The sequence below is a fragment of the Actinomadura coerulea genome, assembly GCF_014208105.1.
Lineage (GTDB): Bacteria > Actinomycetota > Actinomycetes > Streptosporangiales > Streptosporangiaceae > Spirillospora > Spirillospora coerulea.
This window is the reverse complement of the sequence record NZ_JACHMQ010000001.1, coordinates 919,353-935,570: the sequence shown is the minus strand read 5'-3', so window position 1 is coordinate 935,570 and position 16,218 is coordinate 919,353. Positions and strand designations below refer to the sequence as shown.

At 73.2% G+C, this 16,218-nt stretch carries 15 protein-coding genes; 2 read left to right on the top strand and 13 right to left on the bottom strand.

Going from position 1 to position 16,218, the window contains the following annotated elements; genetic code table 11:
• Positions 1-133: 133 nt before the first annotated feature.
• The 13 genes from der to BKA00_RS04340 all read right to left on the bottom strand — a co-directional run bounded on the left by der (position 134) and on the right by BKA00_RS04340 (position 13,672).
• Positions 134-1,531 (bottom strand): ribosome biogenesis GTPase Der, encoded by a 1,398-nt coding sequence (gene der / locus BKA00_RS04400; protein ID WP_420829662.1) that lies wholly within the window; start codon positions 1,529-1,531, stop codon positions 134-136.
• 37 nt (positions 1,532-1,568) lie between these two features.
• On the bottom strand, positions 1,569-2,231 hold the full coding sequence (cmk, locus tag BKA00_RS04395) for a (d)CMP kinase (RefSeq protein ID WP_230298467.1): 663 nt from the start codon (positions 2,229-2,231) through the stop codon (positions 1,569-1,571).
• 119 nt (positions 2,232-2,350) lie between these two features.
• Positions 2,351-3,442 (bottom strand): prephenate dehydrogenase, encoded by a 1,092-nt coding sequence (locus BKA00_RS04390; RefSeq protein ID WP_230298468.1) that lies wholly within the window; start codon positions 3,440-3,442, stop codon positions 2,351-2,353.
• Between the two features lie 10 nt (positions 3,443-3,452).
• Complete coding sequence (aroH, locus tag BKA00_RS04385) at positions 3,453-3,815, bottom strand: chorismate mutase (protein ID WP_185023695.1); 363 nt, start codon at positions 3,813-3,815, stop codon at positions 3,453-3,455.
• Between the two features lie 67 nt (positions 3,816-3,882).
• Positions 3,883-4,614, bottom strand: coding sequence for a pseudouridine synthase (locus tag BKA00_RS04380; RefSeq protein WP_185023694.1), 732 nt, complete (start codon positions 4,612-4,614; stop codon positions 3,883-3,885).
• Entirely contained in the window at positions 4,611-5,186 is a 576-nt protein-coding gene (scpB, locus tag BKA00_RS04375) for an SMC-Scp complex subunit ScpB (protein WP_185023693.1), read from the bottom strand. Before scpB ends, BKA00_RS04380 begins: the two co-directional genes overlap by 4 nt.
• Positions 5,179-6,081 (bottom strand): segregation and condensation protein A, encoded by a 903-nt coding sequence (locus tag BKA00_RS04370; protein ID WP_230298525.1) that lies wholly within the window; start codon positions 6,079-6,081, stop codon positions 5,179-5,181. Before BKA00_RS04370 ends, scpB begins: the two co-directional genes overlap by 8 nt.
• 118 nt (positions 6,082-6,199) lie before the next feature.
• Entirely contained in the window at positions 6,200-6,835 is a 636-nt protein-coding gene (locus tag BKA00_RS04365; RefSeq protein ID WP_185023691.1) for a hypothetical protein, read from the bottom strand.
• A gap of 37 nt (positions 6,836-6,872) precedes the next feature.
• On the bottom strand, positions 6,873-7,739 hold the full coding sequence (locus tag BKA00_RS04360) for a ParA family protein (protein ID WP_230298526.1): 867 nt from the start codon (positions 7,737-7,739) through the stop codon (positions 6,873-6,875).
• A gap of 206 nt (positions 7,740-7,945) precedes the next feature.
• Complete coding sequence (locus BKA00_RS04355) at positions 7,946-8,983, bottom strand: site-specific tyrosine recombinase XerD (RefSeq protein ID WP_230298469.1); 1,038 nt, start codon at positions 8,981-8,983, stop codon at positions 7,946-7,948.
• A gap of 36 nt (positions 8,984-9,019) precedes the next feature.
• Positions 9,020-9,664 (bottom strand): NUDIX domain-containing protein, encoded by a 645-nt coding sequence (locus BKA00_RS04350; RefSeq protein ID WP_276530147.1) that lies wholly within the window; start codon positions 9,662-9,664, stop codon positions 9,020-9,022.
• Complete coding sequence (locus BKA00_RS04345) at positions 9,661-11,340, bottom strand: CTP synthase (RefSeq protein WP_185023689.1); 1,680 nt, start codon at positions 11,338-11,340, stop codon at positions 9,661-9,663. The genes BKA00_RS04350 and BKA00_RS04345 overlap by 4 nt, the downstream gene beginning before the upstream one ends.
• A 550-nt stretch (positions 11,341-11,890) precedes the next feature.
• Complete coding sequence (locus tag BKA00_RS04340) at positions 11,891-13,672, bottom strand: coiled-coil domain-containing protein (protein WP_185023688.1); 1,782 nt, start codon at positions 13,670-13,672, stop codon at positions 11,891-11,893.
• Positions 13,673-14,045: 373 nt separating this feature from the next.
• Here BKA00_RS04340 and pip point away from each other — a divergent pair, with 373 nt between their 5' ends.
• Together pip and ectA are read left to right on the top strand one after the other, a co-directional pair.
• Complete coding sequence (pip, locus tag BKA00_RS04335; protein WP_185023687.1) at positions 14,046-15,014, top strand: prolyl aminopeptidase; 969 nt, start codon at positions 14,046-14,048, stop codon at positions 15,012-15,014.
• 617 nt (positions 15,015-15,631) lie between these two features.
• Positions 15,632-16,180 carry a diaminobutyrate acetyltransferase gene (gene ectA / locus BKA00_RS04330; RefSeq protein WP_185023686.1) on the top strand — a complete coding sequence of 183 codons (549 nt, stop codon included), beginning with the start codon at positions 15,632-15,634 and terminating at the stop codon, positions 16,178-16,180.
• The last annotated feature ends 38 nt before the right edge of the window (positions 16,181-16,218 follow it).

The following is a 16,218-nucleotide window of genomic DNA, read 5'->3' as shown; positions in this document are numbered from 1 at the left end:
GCCGCCCGGACGTGCGAACGCGTCCGACGCGGGATCAGCGAGTAATGGAAGACTTACTCATCCCGCAGGTGCATCCTGCCACGAGGCGGCCCGGCGGGGGAAGCTCTCCGGCGGGCCGCGCGCGGCGTTCCGGCTACTTCCTGCCCTTGCCGCGCTTCTCGCGGATCTTCATCGTGATGTCGAGGGGCGTCCCGTCGAACCCGAACTCCTCCCGCAGCCGCCGCTCGATGAACCGCCGGTAGCCCTCCTCCAGGAAGCCCGACGTGAACAGCACGAACCGCGGCGGCCGCACCCCCGCCTGGGTCGCGAACAGCACGCGCGGCTGCTTGCCGCCCCGCACCGGGTGCGGATGCGAGTTCACCAGGTCGGCGAAGAACTGGTTCAGCTTGGACGTCGGGACGCGGGTGCCCCAGCCCTCCAGCGCCGTCTCGATGGCCGGCACCAGCTTCTCCATGTGCCGGCCGGTCTTGGCGGAGATGTTCGCCCGCGGCGCCCACCGCGCGTTGTGCAGCTGCCGGTCGATCTCGCGTTCGAGGTAGTGGCGGCGCTCCTCGTCCAGCAGGTCCCACTTGTTGTAGGCGATGACCAGCGACCGGCCCGACTCGATCACCATGGAGATGATCCGCAGGTCCTGCTCGGCGAGCGGCTGGTCGGCGTCCACCAGCACGACCGCGACCTCGGCGCGCTCCAGCGCCGACCGCGTGCGCAGCGTCGCGTAGAAGTCGGCGCCCTGGTTCTCGCGGTGCCGGCGCCGGATCCCGGCGGTGTCGATGAACCGCCACGTCTTACCGCCCAGCTCGATCAGCTCGTCGACCGGGTCGCGGGTCGTGCCCGCCACCGAGTCCACGACGGCGCGGGTCTCCCCCGCCAGCTTGTTGAGCAGGCTCGACTTGCCGACGTTCGGGCGGCCGAGCAGCGCGACCCGGCGCGGCCCCCCGGCCTCGCCGAACGTCTCCGCCGGAGGCTCCTCGGGCAGCGCGTCCAGCACCGCGTCGAGCAGGTCGCCGCTGCCGCGCCCGTGCAGGGCGCTGACCGGGTGCGGCTCGCCGATGCCGAGCGACCACAGCAGCGCCGCGTCGGACTCGGCGCCCACGCCGTCGACCTTGTTGGCGACCAGCACCACCGGCTTGCCGGACCGGCGCAGGATCTCCACCACGGCCTCGTCCACGTCCGTGGCGCCCACGGTCGCGTCCACCACGAACATCACCACGTCGGCCAGGTCGACCGCCAGCCGCGCCTGCTCGGCGATCGCCGCGGCCAGGCCGGAGGAGTCCGGCAGCCAGCCGCCGGTGTCGACGACGGTGAACCGGCGCCCGCTCCACGTCGCGTCGTAGGCGACCCGGTCGCGGGTCACGCCCGGGACGTCCTCGACGACGGCCTCGCGGCGGCCGATGATCCGGTTGACCAGGGTGGACTTGCCGACGTTCGGCCGCCCCACCACGGCCACGACCGGCGCCAGGCCCGCGTCCTGGTCGACGTCCTGGTCGACGTCCTCGACGGCGTCCACCGTTTCGATCTCGAAATCGCTCACTGTCACATTCCCCGGCGGGAGCCGTCAGGCCGCCCGCTCACTCATGCTCTTTGGCGAGGCGGACGACCGCCTCGATGACCTCGTCCAGGCTCAGCCCGGTCGAGTCGATCTCGTGCGCGCCCGCCGCCTTGGCCAGCGGCGAGGCCTTGCGCGTCGAGTCCAGCCGGTCCCGCCGCTCCTGCTCGGCCCGCGTGACCGTCACCGACGCGCCCGGGTCGGCGGCCAGGTCCTTGGCGCGGCGCGCCGCGCGGACCTCGGCGCTCGCCGTCAGGAACACCTTGACCGGCGCCTCCGGCGCGACGGCCGTCCCGATGTCGCGCCCCTCCACCACGATCCCGCCGGCCCCGATGATCTCGCGCTGGAGCTCCACGAGCCGGGCGCGCACCGCCGGGACGGAGCTGACGGCGCTGACCGCGTTCGTCACCGCGCGGGTGCGGATCGGACCGGACACGTCCGTCCCGTCCACCATGATCGTCGGCGCCGCCGGGTCGGTGCCGGACTCGATCACCGGGTCCTGCGCGCGGGCCGCGACCGCGGCGCCGTCCTCGACCGGCACGCCGTTCTCCAGCATCCACCACGTCATGGCGCGGTACATGGCGCCCGTGTCCAGGTAGCGCAGCCCGAGCGTCCGCGCGACGCCCTTGGACGCGCTGGACTTCCCCGACCCGGACGGACCGTCCATGGCGATGACGAGCGGCACGATCGCTCCTTCTCTGTCGTCGTGAAGCGGGCGGCGCGCGTCGCCGCGCCGGCGTGCGGAGGTCCCCCGGAACAAGTATTCGGCGCCCCAGGTTACCGGCCTCCCGGTACCACTGCGGCCTAGCCGGGCACCGACCAGCCGCGGGCGCGCAGCTCCTCCGCCAGCCGCTCGGCCGCCTCCGGGACGACCGACAGCTCCAGGACGCCGAGCGGCCGGCCCGGGGAGTGCTCGATGGTCACATCCTCGATGTTGACCCCCGCGATCCCCGCCGCCTGGAAGATCATCGCCAGCTCTCCCGGCCGGTCGGGGATGACCACCTGGACCGTCGCGTAGGCGGGCTGGTCGCCGCCGTGCTTGCCGGGGATGCGGGACCGGCCCGCGTTCCCGCGCAGCAGCAGGTCGGCGACGTGCGTGGCGGCCTCCTCGCTGCCGTCGCGCAGCAGCGAGGCCGCCACCGCGAGATCGGTGGCGACGGCCTCAAGCACGTCGGCGACGGGCGCGGAGTTGGCCGACAGGATCCCGATCCACAGCCGGGGGTCGCTCGCCGCGATCCGGGTGACGTCCCGGACGCCCTGCCCCGACAGGCCGAGCGCCACGTCGTCGGCGCCCGTCAGGCGGGCGGCGACCGCGGCCGACACCACGTGCGGGGCGTGGGAGACGAGCGCGACGGCCCGGTCGTGCTCGGCGGCGTCCACCTGGACCGGCATCGCGCCGCACGCCTGCGCCAGGCCCGTGACGACCTCGACCGTCTCCGGCGTCGCCTCCGGCGTCGCGCACAGCGCCCACGGGCGGCCGAGGAACAGATCGGGCCGCGCCGCGCTCGGCCCGGACCGCTCGCTCCCGGCGAGGGGGTGGCCCGCCACGAACGTGGTCAGGTCGCAGCCGAGCTCGGCCGCCTGGGCCAGCGGCAGCGCCTTCACGCTGGCCACGTCGGTGTAGGCGGTCGCCAGACCGCGCTTCTGCGCGTCCAGCAACGTCACCGCCACCGCCGCCGGCGGCACCGCGAGGACCGCCAGGTCGGCGGGCTCCCGCCGCGCCCCGTCCGGCAGCGCCTCGCCCGCGCCCAGCTCCACGGCCAGGGCCAGGGCCGCCGGGTCCCGGTCGGTCAGCAGCACCTCGGCGCCGCGCTCCCGCATCGCCAGGGCGATCGACGTCCCGATCAGGCCCGTCCCGACCACGACGATCCGCCGCGCCACCACGTCCTCGCTCACGTCCGAAACCCTACTGTGCGATGTCCAGCCGGAGCGCCGTGGCGCCGCGCAGGTACACGTGCTGGACGTCGGAGCGGGGACGGTCCGTCGCGATGTGCGCCATCAGCCGGATGACCCGCGGCAGCGCGCCGGGGACGCCGATCTCGGTGGCGCACAGCAGCGGCACCTCGTGGAACCCGAGCTTGCGGGCGGCGAGCGCCGGGAACTCGGCCGTCAGGTCCGGGGTCACCGTGAAGATGACGCTGATGACGTCGTCGGTGGTCAGCTCGTTGCGGGCCATGACCTCGGAGACGAGCTCGGTCGTCGCCTCCAGGATCTGGTCCCGGTCGTCCGCGTCGATCTGCGTCGCGCCACGGACCGCGCGTACCGTCACAGTCGTATCCCCTCGTCGTGTCCCGTGTCCTCGTCGTGTCCGGTCGTACCCGCCGTGTGCGGCGCCTCTACAGCCCCACGGCCTTGTACAGCTCGCCGACCTCGTGGACGGTGAGCGCCCGCATGCCGCCCGGCTTCAGCTGGCCCAGCTTGATCGGCCCGAACTCGACGCGGGCGAGCTGCTGGACGGGGAAGCCGACCTCCTTCAGCAGCCGCCGGACGATGTGCTTGCGCCCCTCGTGCAGGGTGATCTCGACCAGCACGCGCCGGCCGACCTGGTCGAAGATGCGGAACTTGTCGGCCTTCGCGGGTCCGTCGTCCAGGGTGACCCCGGCCCTGAGCCGCTTGCCCAGGTCGCGCGGGATCGGACCGTGGATCTCCGCCAGGTAGGTCTTGAACACCCCGTAGGAAGGGTGGGTCAGCCGGTGCGACAGCTCACCGTCGTTGGTGAGCAGGATCAGGCCCTCGGTGTCGGTGTCGAGCCGCCCGACGTGGAACAGCCGCTCGGGCACCTCCACGTAGTCGGCCAAGGACTTGCGGCCCCGCTCGTCCGCCATGGTCGACACCACGCCGCGCGGCTTGTTGATGGCGTAGTAGCGCATCTCGGACCGGGTCTCGACCCGCTTGCCGTCCACATGGATGACGGCGCTCCGCGGGTCGACGCGCTCACCGAAGCGGAACACCTTGTGCCCGTTGACGGTGACGCGGCCCTCGCCGATCAGCTCCTCGCAGTGGCGGCGGCTGCCGATCCCGGCCTCGGCCAGGACCTTCTGCAGGCGTACGCCCTCGTTCTCGCTCACGCGTCCTCAACTATCTCGTCTGGAAGGTCATCGGGAAGGTAGGGGGCGAGCTCGGGCAGCTCGTCGAGGTCGCGCAGCCCCAGCCTCTCCAGGAAGTACCCGGTGGTCCGGTAGAGGTGGGCCTGCGACTCAGGGTCCTGCCCGGCGTCCTCGATGAGGCCGCGCAGGGTCAGCGTCCGCATGACGCCGTCGCTGTTGACGCCGCGGATCGCCGACACGCGGGCCCGGCTCACCGGCTGCCGGTAGGCGACGACGGCGAGCGTCTCCAGGGCGGCCTGGGTGAGCCGCGCCTGCTGCCCGTCGGTGACGAACCGCTCCACCACCGGGGCGCAGACGTCCCGGGTGTAGAACCGCCAGCCGCCGGCGACCTCCCTGAGATCGAACCCCCGGCCCTGCTCGGTGTATTCCGCGGCCAGCTCCCGCAGCGTCCCGGCGACCTCGCCGCGGGGCCGCTCCAGCAGCTGCGCGAGCGTCATCTCGGTGACCGGCTCGTCCACCACGAGCAGGATCGCCTCGATCGAGGCGCGAAGCCCCGGAAGCTCCGGCGCGTCCGCGCCGGATTCCTCACTCATCGTCTTTCTCGTCCTTCCGGCTCTTCTCGTCGGGTGCGGCGGCGTCGCCGGCGGCGCCCTCCGCGGGGTCCTTCCCCGGGGCGCCCTCGTAGTCGTCGCCGACCTCCACGTCGCCGTCGTCGGCGCCGGTCCAGGTGACGTGGAGCTCACCGAGGGGCTCGTGCTGCTCGAACGTGACCGCCTGCTCCCGGTACAGCTCCAGCAGGGCCAGGAACCGGGCGACCACCTCGTAGGTGCCCTCGGCGTCGGCCGCCAGGACGCGGAACGTGGTCCGGCGCAGCTTGCGGAGCAGCTCCACGACGATCGCGGCCTGCTCCTTGACGCTGGCCTTCGGCTGGTACATGTGCTCGACCGACACCGACGGCGGCGCCTTCGGCGCGAGCGCCTTGGCGGCGAGCCGGGCGAACTCCTGCGGGCCGAGGCCGAGCAGCACCTCCGGCAGCAGGCCCGCGAACTTCGGCTCCATCGGGACCAGGCGCGGGAACCGGCGGCTCGCGTCGGCGACCCGCGCGGCGATCACCCGCGCGACCTCCTTGTACGCCCGGTACTGCAGCAGCCGCGCGAACAGCAGGTCGCGGGCCTCCAGCAGCGCCAGGTCCTCCTCGTCGTCGACCTCGCCGGACGGCAGCAGCCGCGCGGCCTTGAGGTCGAGCAGGGTCGCGGCGACCAGCAGGAAGTGGCTGGCCTGGTCGAGGTCCCACTCCGCGCCGTGCGAGCGGATGTGGGCGATGAAGTCGTCGGTGACCTTGTGCAGCGACACCTCGGTGATGTCGAGCTTGTGCTTGGAGATCAGCCCGAGCAGCAGGTCGAAGGGGCCCTCGAAGTTGTCCAGGCGGACGCGGAACCCCTGCTCCTCCTCGGTCTCGCGCCCCGGCTCGGGCGACGTCGCGTCCACGTCGCTCACGGTAGCGGAGAGCTCCTCGTGCGCTGTGCTCACCGGCCCCATCGTCCCATGCCCCGGCGCGCGCTCGCACCAGCCGCGGTCACCGGCGGTGACGCGGCCGCGGGCGGCGCTACCGCCCCGTCATCCGCCGGACGACGCCTTCCGCGTAGGCGCGGGTGAAGGTGGCGGCCGGCCCGTTGATCTCCACTTCGCCGCCGGTGATGGCCTGCATCACCTGCGCGGGCTCCGACACGAGGGCCCCTCCGACGAGCATCGCCATCCGCCCGCCGGGCTCCCGGGCGGCGAAGGCCGCGGCGGCCCCGCGGGTCAGCTCGGCGAAGCGGGGCGTGTCCGCCGAGGTCAGCGTCAGCGCGACGGACCATCCGGGGCTGCCGCGCGCCGGGTCGGGCGGGACGGCCTCGACCTTCTCCAGCCGGCGCACCGCCAGGGCGTCCGGACCCAGCGTGTAGCACTCGGAGGCGCCCGCGACGGTGACGGCGCCGCCCGCGCACGGCGGAGCGGACACGCTCGCCACGAGCCGGAACGTCAGCGGCACGCGCAGGTCGACCGGGCCGGACGAGGCGGCGGCCGAGGAGCCGCCGTCCTCGCGCAGGACCAGATAGGCCCCGAGGCCGCAGACCGCGACCAGCACCACGGCGGTCACAGCGATCAGCACGATGACCAGCGGGCCCCGCCCCCGGGAGGGCGGGGGCGGCGGGAGGGCGCCGGGCGGCGGCCCGTACGGCGCGGGCGGGGGGTGGCCCATGGTGCGCTCCCTCGGGGTCAGCGGCGGCCGGGCGGCCTCACTCGAACTCGGCCCACCGGAGGAGGACCTCCCGGGCCAGGCTGCGGTAGGCGTTCGCGCCCATCGAGCTGGGGTCGAAGAAGGTGATCGGCTCTCCCGCGACGGTGGCGTCGGGGAACCGCACCGTCCGGTTGATCACGGTGTGGAACACCTTGTCGCCGAACGCCTCGACGATGCGCCCGAGGACCTCCCGGGTGTGCAGCGTCCGCGAGTCGTACATCGTGCCGAGGACGCCGTCGATCACCAGGCCCGGGTTGATCCGGCCCTGCACCTTCTCGATCGTCTCCATCAGCAGCGCGACGCCGCGCATCGCGAAGTACTCGCACTCCAGCGGGATCAGCACGCCCTCGCTGGCGGCCAGCGCGTTCACCGTGAGCAGGCCGAGCGAGGGCTGGCAGTCGATGAGGATGTAGTCGTAGTGGTCGACCGCCGACTTCAGCGCGCCCTGCAGGATGTACTCGCGGCCGACCTCGTGGACGAGCTGGACCTCGGCGCCGGACAGGTCGATGTTGCTCGGCAGCAGGTCCATCCCGTCGACGCCGGTCTCGATGACGACGTCCTCCCACTCGGTGTCGCGTTCGAGCAGCAGGTTGTGGATCGTCACCTCGAGCTGGCGCGGGTCTCCCTTTCCGAGGCCCACCGACAGGGCGCCCTGCGGGTCGAAGTCGACGAGCAGGACGCGGCGGCCGTACTCGGCGAGCGCGGCGCCCAGGTTGATCGTCGTGGTGGTCTTGCCGACGCCGCCCTTCTGGTTGCACACGGCCACGATCCGCGCGGGCCCGTGCTCGGCCAGCGGCTCCGGCTCCGGGAACACCGGCACGGGTCGCTGAGTGGGCCCGAGGGCTCGGCTCGGGTCGGTCTCTATGGTGGCGGAGGAGAGGACTCCATCCGCACTGTTAGTGCTGGTCACCAGATCCCTCCCCGGCGGCCTGGAAATGCCATCCAGAACGGGGACTCTAGGGCCGTCGACCCCGTCGCTCAAGCCGACGCGCAACGAACGTCGCGATTTGTCGATGTGCCGGATAGCCCGATTCGTCCCTTCATGCGTGTCCGTTGCGCCCTCGGGGCGGGTCAGTTCCGCGCCCTCGGATGCGAGGTCGCGTAGACCTCGCGCAGCAACTGGACGGTGACGAGCGTGTAGACCTGGGTCGTGGTGACCGAGGCGTGCCCCAGCAGCTCCTGGACGACTCGGACGTCGGCTCCGCCGTCCAGCAGGTGTGTGGCGAACGAGTGCCGCAGCGTGTGCGGGGACACCTCCGACAGCTGCGCCCGGTCGGCGGCGGCGCGCAGCACCATCCACGCGCCCTGCCGCGACAGCCGGCCGCCGCGCGCGTTCAGGAACAGCGCCGGACCGCCCCGCCCGGCCCCGGCCAGCTCCGGGCGGGCCCGCACCAGGTAGGCGTCCACGGCCTCGCGGGCGTAGTCGCCGATGGGCACGACCCGCGCCTTGCCCCCCTTGCCGGCCACGCGGGCGAACCCGTCCCGCAGGTCGAGGTCGTCGACGTCCAGGCCGACGGCCTCGGAGATGCGCGCGCCCGACCCGTAGAGCAGCTCCAGCAGCGCGCGGTCGCGCAGGCCGCGCGCGGTGCCGGGGTCGCCGGACGGGCCCGCCGCCGCGGCCAGCAGCCGCTCGACGTCCTCCAGCGAGATCGCCTTCGGCAGCCGGCGCGGCGGCGTGGGCGGCTTGACGTCGTGGGCCGGGTCACCGGCGGCGAGGCCCTCGCGCAGCGCGAACCGGTGCAGCCCCCGGACCGCCACCAGCGCCCGCGCCGCCGAACCCGCCGACAGCGGCGGATGGTCCCCGTCGCCCTCGCGCAGCCCCGCCAGGAACGCGCGGACGTCCTCCTCGGCGATCTCCCCGACCGCCTCCCGGCCCCGCCCCGCCTGCACCCGCGCGTAGCGGCGCAGGTCGCGGCGGTAGGAGCTGAGCGTGTTGGCGGCGAGCCCGCGCTCGACGGCCAGGTGCCCCAGGTAGGCGCGCACGGCCGAGTCGAGCGCGGACCCCGCGCCGGCGTCGCCTGCGGGGCGCCTCTCGGTGCTCCGGGAGGACGGGCTCGGGGACAGGGCGGCACCTCTTCCGGCCGTGGGCTCCGGGGACCCGCCCATCATGCCCCCTCCGGCGACCGGAGGGGGGCCTCATCCGGCTCAGTCCTCCGGCGCGTCGACGGGGCGCAGGCCCGCGAAACCCGAGTCGCGTGCGGCGCGCACCGCGAGGATCCCCATGCACGCGATCATGTTGTGCAGCTCACCGGCGAACACCTTGCGGACCGCCTCCTCCAGCGGCACCCACACGACCGGCATGTCGGCCTCCTCGTGGACGCGCTCGAAGTCGATCTGGTCGGCCGGGACCTCGGTGAGGCCGCGCGCCAGGAAGATCCGGATGCGCTCGTCGGCCATGCCGGGCGAGGGGAACACGTCGATCAGGGTGTCCCAGCGCTCGGCGCGGTACCCGGCCTCCTCCAGCAGCTCCCGCTCGGCGAGCTTGTGCAGGGGCTCGCCCTCCACGTCCCGCAGCCCGGCGGGCGCCTCCCACAGCCGCCGCGCCACCGGGTGCCGGTACTGCCGCAGCAGCAGCACCCGGTCGCGGTCGTCGACGGCGATGACGCCGACCGAGCCGGTGTGCTCGATGACGTCGCGCGTCACGGCCTCGGTGCCGTCGCCGCGCGGCATCTCGACCCGGTCGCTGCGGACCTTGAAGACGCGCCCGTGGAAGGGCGTGGAGGACTCCACGACCTTCCAGCGGTCGGGACCGTCGCGGACGTCGTCCGGGCCCAGCTCCTCGCCGCTCACGTGGCGGCCCCCTCGTCCGCGCGGGCCTCCGCGTAGGCGAGGGCGGCCGACACCAGGCCGGTGAACAGCGGATGCGGGCGGGTCGGGCGGGACCGGAACTCCGGGTGCGCCTGGGTCCCGACGAAGAACGGGTGCTGCTCGCGGGGCAGCTCGACGTACTCGACCAGGCGGCCGTCGGGCGACAGGCCCGAGAACCGCAGCCCGGCCCGCTCCAGCCGGTCGCGGTAGGAGTTGTTGACCTCGTAGCGGTGCCGGTGCCGCTCGGACACCTTCGCCTCCCCGTACAGCTCCCGGACGACCGACCCGTCGGCCAGGTCGGCCGGGTAGAGCCCGAGCCGCATCGTGCCGCCCATGTCCCGCTCCCCGGCGACGACGTCGAGCTGGTCGGCCATGGTGGCGACCACCGGGTGGGCCGTGGTGGCGTCGAACTCGGAGCTGCCGGCGTCGGCGAGCCCGCCGAGGGTCCGCGCGGCCTCGATGACCATGCACTGCAACCCGAGGCAGATCCCGAGCAGCGGGACGCGGTTCTCGCGGGCGTGGCGGATGGCGCCGAGCTTGCCCTCGATGCCGCGGACGCCGAAACCGCCGGGGACGAGGACGCCGTCGACGCCGTCCAGCTCCCGCTTGGCGCCCTCCGGCGTCTCGCAGTCGTCGCTCTTCACCCAGCGGATGTGCACCTTGGCGTCGTTGCCGAACCCGCCGTGCCGCAGCGCCTCCGTGACCGACAGGTACGCGTCGGGCAGGTCGATGTACTTGCCGACCAGCGCGATCGTGACCTCGCGGGCGGGCTTGTGGACGCGGCGCAGCAACTCGTCCCAGGCGCCCCAGTCGACGTCGCGGAACGGCAGGTCCAGGCGGCGCACCACGTAGGCGTCCAGGCCCTCGGAGTGCAGCACCTTCGGGATGTCGTAGATGCTCGCGGCGTCCACCGCGGACACCACGGCCTCGCGGTCGACGTCGCACATCAGGCTGATCTTGTGCTTGAGCCCGTCGGTGATCGGCCGGTCCGACCGGCACACGATCGCGTCGGGCTGGATGCCGATGGAGCGCAGCGCGGCGACCGAGTGCTGCGTCGGCTTGGTCTTCAGCTCACCGGACGGGCCGATGTAGGGCAGCAGCGACACGTGCAGGAAGAAGCAGTTCTCCCGGCCGATCTCGTGCCGGATCTGCCGGACCGACTCCAGGAACGGCAGCGACTCGATGTCGCCGACCGTCCCTCCCACCTCGGTGATGACGATGTCGACGTCGCCGTCGTCGGCCATCCCGCGGATCCGGTCCTTGATCTCGTTGGTGATGTGCGGGATCACCTGCACGGTGTCGCCGAGGTACTCCCCGCGCCGCTCCTTGGCGATCACGTTGGAGTAGACCTGGCCGGTGGTGACGTTCGCCGACCCGTGCAGTTCGGTGTCGAGGAACCGTTCGTAGTGGCCGATGTCCAGGTCGGTCTCGGCGCCGTCGTCGGTGACGAAGACCTCGCCGTGCTGGAACGGGTTCATCGTGCCGGGGTCGACGTTGAGGTAGGGGTCGAGTTTCTGCATGGTGACCCGGAGGCCGCGGAGGGCGAGAAGCCGCCCGAGGCTCGACGCCGTCAGACCCTTGCCGAGGCTTGAGGCGACACCGCCGGTGACGAAGAGATGCTTGGTAGGACGTGACCTACCCGTGGTTGCCGAAGGCAAGAAGGCGCTCCCGTGGTCGTTACGAGGCGGACGGTACCGCACTGTCCACGGGGTTCTAGCTTATTGCATTTCTCTCCTCCTTCGGCCCGGGGGGCCTCCATCGTCGAGAAACGCGGCGATCGCCGGCATCGCTCCGTCTCGCCTGGCGGCTCGCTGCGCGATCAGGGACTTCTTCGCTCGTCCCTGCCTTCGGACGCGATCGCAACCTTCCGGTCGTCGCGTGGTTGCGCCGCCGGCCGATGTCAGCGCGCCGGCCCCATCGGTCGGCGCGTCCGTCGACGCGGTGGCGCGCCCTTCGGTGACGCGATCGCCTCATCCCCCGGCGTGGCAGCCACGGCGGCAGGATCCCGGCCGCCCCGTCCGGCGACACCCCCATCCGCCCCTCGCCACGTCCGCCGGCGTGACCGTCACTGCCGCTGGGCGGTCGGGGCCGCTGAGGCCACCCACGTCTGGGGGTGCCTCGCCTCACTTGTGGGCGTGGGCGTCACGGGCGGTGGCGCCTCGTCGCCTTTGGTGGGCGCGCCGTCTGTTGGGGCGGGGCGCCCCCGCCTTAGAGGCGGGGGGTGGCGGCGGTGGGCATGATGGTGCGTAGCTGGCGGGTCAGCTCGTCGATCAGCGAGCGGGCCTGGTCGGCGGCCTGCCGGGCGGCGTCGCGCTCCTGGGACAGTTCGGCGATCTGGGCGCGCTGCTCCGTGACGGCCTGCGCGAGCTGGTCGACCCACTGGTCGCGCTCGGCGAGCTTCTCGGCGACGGCGTCGCGCTCGGCGGCCAGCTGCCGCATCGCCGCGACGGTCTGGTCGCGCTCGCGGCCGGCCTGGTCGGCGCGGCCTCGGGCCAGGGTGAGCTCGGACTCGGCGCGCGCCTGCGCCTGGACGGCCCCCTCACGGGCCCGCTCGGCCGCCTCGCGCGCCTTGGCGTTGCCGTCGCGCTCCCGCTCGGCCTTCTTGGCGGCCTCCAGCGACTGGGCGGCCGTGTCGAGCGCCTGCTGCCGCTCGCCCTCGGCGACGTCGGCCCGGCCGGCGGCCTCCTGGGCGCGGCGCTCGGCGTCCTGCATCCGCCGCTCGGCGTCCTGCACGCGACGCTCGGCCTCCTGGGCGCGACGCTCGGAGTCCTGTGCGCGGCGCTCGTTCTCCTGTGCGCGGCGCTCGGCGACCTCGGCGCGGCGACGGGACTCGTCGGCCTCCTTGCCCGCCGCGACGACGGCGTGCTGCAGGTTCTGCGCGGTCATCTCGGCGTCGGTGACCTTGGCGCGCAGCCCCGCCAGCTCGGCGTGCGCGGTCTCCAGCGCGCGGGACAGCTCCCCGGCCTGCTCGGCGACGCGGTCGCGCTCGGCCTCGGCGGCGCGGCGGCCGCCGACGGCGTCCTCGACGGCGCGCAGGGCGTCGTCGCGGGCCTCGCTCATGGCGTCGCGCTGCTGGATGGCCTGCCGGACGGTCGCCTCGGCCTCGACCACGCGCCGCTCGGCCTGCTCGGCCTGGGCCTGGAACTGCTCCATCTGCGCGCGGGCCTGCTCGGCCTGCGCGCGGGCCTGGTCGGCCTGGACGCGCGCCTGCTCGGCCTGGCCGCGGGCCTGGTCGGCCTGCACGCGGCCCTGCTGGGCCTGGTTCCAGGCGGCGGCCGCGTCGCGCTGGGCGTTCTCCTTCTCGGTCTGGAGCGCCGCGATCTGCGTGACGGCCTCGTTCTGCACCTCGGCGGCGCGGCGCTCGGCGTCGGCGACCTGGCGCTCGGCCTCCACGGCGCGGCGGTCGGCCTGCTCGGCCTGGCCGCGGGCGCGCTGCACCTCGCCCCAGGCGGCGGCCGCGTCGCGCTGCGCCGACTCCTTCTCCGCCTGGACGGCCGCGACCTGCGCCGCGGTCTCGGCCTGCGCCTCGTTGACCCGGCGCTCGGCCTCCACCGCGCGGCGGTCGGCCTGCTCGGCCTGGCCGCGGGCGCGCTGCACCTCGCCCCAGGCGGCGGCCGCGTCGCGCTGCGCCGACTCCTTCTCCGCCTGGACGGCCGCGATCTGCGCCGCGGTCTCGGTCTGCGCCTCGTTGACCTTGCGCTCGCCGGCGGCGAGCGCGTCGCCGATGAGGTCGGCCATCTGGCGGAGGCGCTCGACGATGTCCCAGGGCTGGGCCTCGGCCTGCTCGACGTCGGGGCGCACGATCTCCCCCGTCTGCCCGTGGCGGCCCTGCTGCGCGGCCTGACCCGGCTGCGCGGGCTTGGACATCTGGATGGGCTGCTGGGCGGACGGCAGCGACTGCTGCCCGCCCGGGTCGCGTCCCATGGCGGGCCAGGGAGTCGCCGCGTCGGGGACTCCTCGGGAACCGCCGGATCCGTTCAGCTCGCTCACCGGTCTCCTCGCCTCCCGGACGGGAGCGGACCGACCGGCGGCACGCCGCTCGCCCTGCTCGCAGCGTTCCCGGCCCGACGGCTCGTCACTTCGCTCACGTGTCTCCTCGCCCGGCGGCGCGCGGCCGCGTTCGCGGGGGTCGTTGTGCACATCTCGCTCGCTCCGCTGCCGGCCCTGTGGCTCCTCGCTTCGCTCACTAGGAGCACTCTAGTCCCGACCAGCGGAACGTTTGCCCAGTTTGGGGTTTGCCCTCTCGCCACCCGCCCGGCGTTCGCGCACGCAGGACCCCTGATCGCCCTCCGCGCGGCCCGTCCGCGAGGTGCCGTGGGTCACATCCGGCCCGGGCGCGGGCCGGATGGAACAATCGCGCACCATGGAGCTTCGCACGCTGTACCCGCCGATCGAGCCCTACGACTCCGGGCTGCTCGACGTCGGCGACGGAAACCGTATCTACTGGGAGGTCTGCGGGAACCCGGACGGCAAGCCCGCGGTGATGCTGCACGGCGGGCCGGGCGGCGGGTGCAGCCCCGCGCACCGCCGGCAGTTCGACCCGGAGGCGTACCGGATCGTCCTGTTCGACCAGCGCAACTGCGGCCGCAGCCTGCCGCACGCGAAGGACCCGGAGGTGTCGCTGGAGAGCAACACCACCTGGAACCTGGTGGCCGACATGGAGCGCCTCCGCGAGCACCTCGGCATCGAGCGCTGGCTCGTGTTCGGCGGGAGCTGGGGCAGCGCCCTGTCGCTGGCGTACGCGCAGACGCACCCCGACCGGGTGACCGAGCTGGTGCTGCGCGGCATCTTCACCCTGCGGCCGTTCGAGCTGTACTGGTTCTACCAGGAGGGCGCGTCGCTGATCTTCCCCGACCTGTGGGAGAAGTACGTCGAGCCGATCCCCGAGGACGAGCGCGAGGACCTCATCTCGGCGTTCCGCGAGCGGCTCGAGTCGCCGGACCCGCAGGTGCGGATCACGGCCGCGAAGGCGTGGGCGACGTGGGAGGGCTCGACGCTCACCCTGCGGCCGGACCCGGAGATGGCGGGCGGCTTCGGCGAGCCGGAGTACGCCGTGGCGTTCGCCCGCATCGAGAACCACTACTTCAGCAACGAGGGTTTCCTGGAGGAGGACCAGCTGATCCGGGACGTGGACAGGATCCGCCACATCCCCGCCGTGATCGTGCAGGGCCGCTACGACGTGTGCACGCCGGTCGCGACGGCGTGGGACCTGCACCGCGCGTGGCCCGAGGCGGACTTCCACATCGTCGACGACGCGGGGCACGCCTACAGTGAGCCGGGGATCCTGCACCGTCTGATCGAGGCGACCGACCGCTTCGCCGGGAAGACGTGACCCTTCGTCACCGCTTGATAGCATCGCGTCATCGAGCGGTGGGCGGCCGGATCTGAATCGGCCTGGCCGACATCGAGCTTCAACCTGTCCGTAACCGGGTCGGGGTCCGGTTCGCCCGCCCGGCCCCCGCCACCCGGAAGCGGACCAAAATCCACATTCTCTAACCCGTTAGCAAGCCGAGCCTTACCCCTTTGGACAGCACACCTGCCCCCAGGGGGCAGTACAGACGGCCTCGTGGAGCGCTTGGACCCACAACCGCCCCACCCCGCCCGCGCCCGGCACGACCTCCCGTGATGCGGAGTGACGCCCGCCGCACCCGCCCCGTTGACACCCGGTCTGTGTGACTTACCTCACACAACCGATACCAAAAAGCGCTCCCGACCACGCGGCGAAACGTTAAGGTCGCATTCAGGAAGCATGCCGGCAACATCTCCGGCGCACCCGGAAGTACCTCCTGCGTATACCGGGGAAAAGCGGATCGCGGCCCGCAAGAAGACCGCCCGAATTGCACCCGAATCGCGAAAGCCTTCAATCATACCCACCCGCGGCCGGGCTAAACATCTCGTCGATAACATCTATCTGCGATCACCGCGCGAGATTCGCTAAATTGCCTGGACATGGCAGCGCAACCCCTGGAATCACCGACCCGACGCCCCGGGAAGAACGAGACGAACGCGGAAGTGCAACTCCAGGAGCCGAGCCTCGCCGACGGACCCGCACTTTGGCGGCTCGCCCGGGACTCACGGGTGCTGGACGTCAACTCGCCGTACAGCTACACGCTCTGGTGCCGCGATTTCGCGGACACTTCCGTCGTGGCGCGTGACGGCGCGGGCCCGTGCGGCTTCATCACCGGTTACGTCCGCCCGTCCCGTCCGGACACGTTCTTCGTGTGGCAGGTCGCGGTCGACCGCGACCACCGCGGCCAGGGCCTCGCCCGCCGCATGCTCGACAGCCTGGCCGACCGCCTCGGCCCCCGCGGGCTGCGGTACATGGAGGCCACGGTCACGCCGGACAACGCCGCGTCCACCGCCATGTTCGAATCCTTCGCCAGGGCACGCGGGTGCGAGCTCGCCCGCAGCCCGCTGTTCGCCGCGGAGCACTTCCCCGAGGGGGGACACGAGCCCGAGGTGCTCTTCAGGATCGGCCCGATCGCCGCCGCGAACTGACCTACGCTCCACGCCCTCATCCGCTCCTCTCCGACCCT

What these genes read in the sequence shown, in the direction of transcription:
- scpB (WP_185023693.1), bottom strand. Translation starts at nt 5,186, where the DNA reads ATGAGTGAGGAATCCGGCGCGGACGCGCCGGAGCTTCCGGGGCTTCGC.
- BKA00_RS04365 (WP_185023691.1), bottom strand. Translation starts at nt 6,835, where the DNA reads ATGGGCCACCCCCCGCCCGCGCCGTACGGGCCGCCGCCCGGCGCCCTC.
- BKA00_RS04355 (WP_230298469.1), bottom strand. Translation starts at nt 8,983, where the DNA reads ATGATGGGCGGGTCCCCGGAGCCCACGGCCGGAAGAGGTGCCGCCCTG.
- pip (WP_185023687.1), top strand. Translation starts at nt 14,046, where the DNA reads ATGGAGCTTCGCACGCTGTACCCGCCGATCGAGCCCTACGACTCCGGG.
- ectA (WP_185023686.1), top strand. Translation starts at nt 15,632, where the DNA reads ATGGCAGCGCAACCCCTGGAATCACCGACCCGACGCCCCGGGAAGAAC.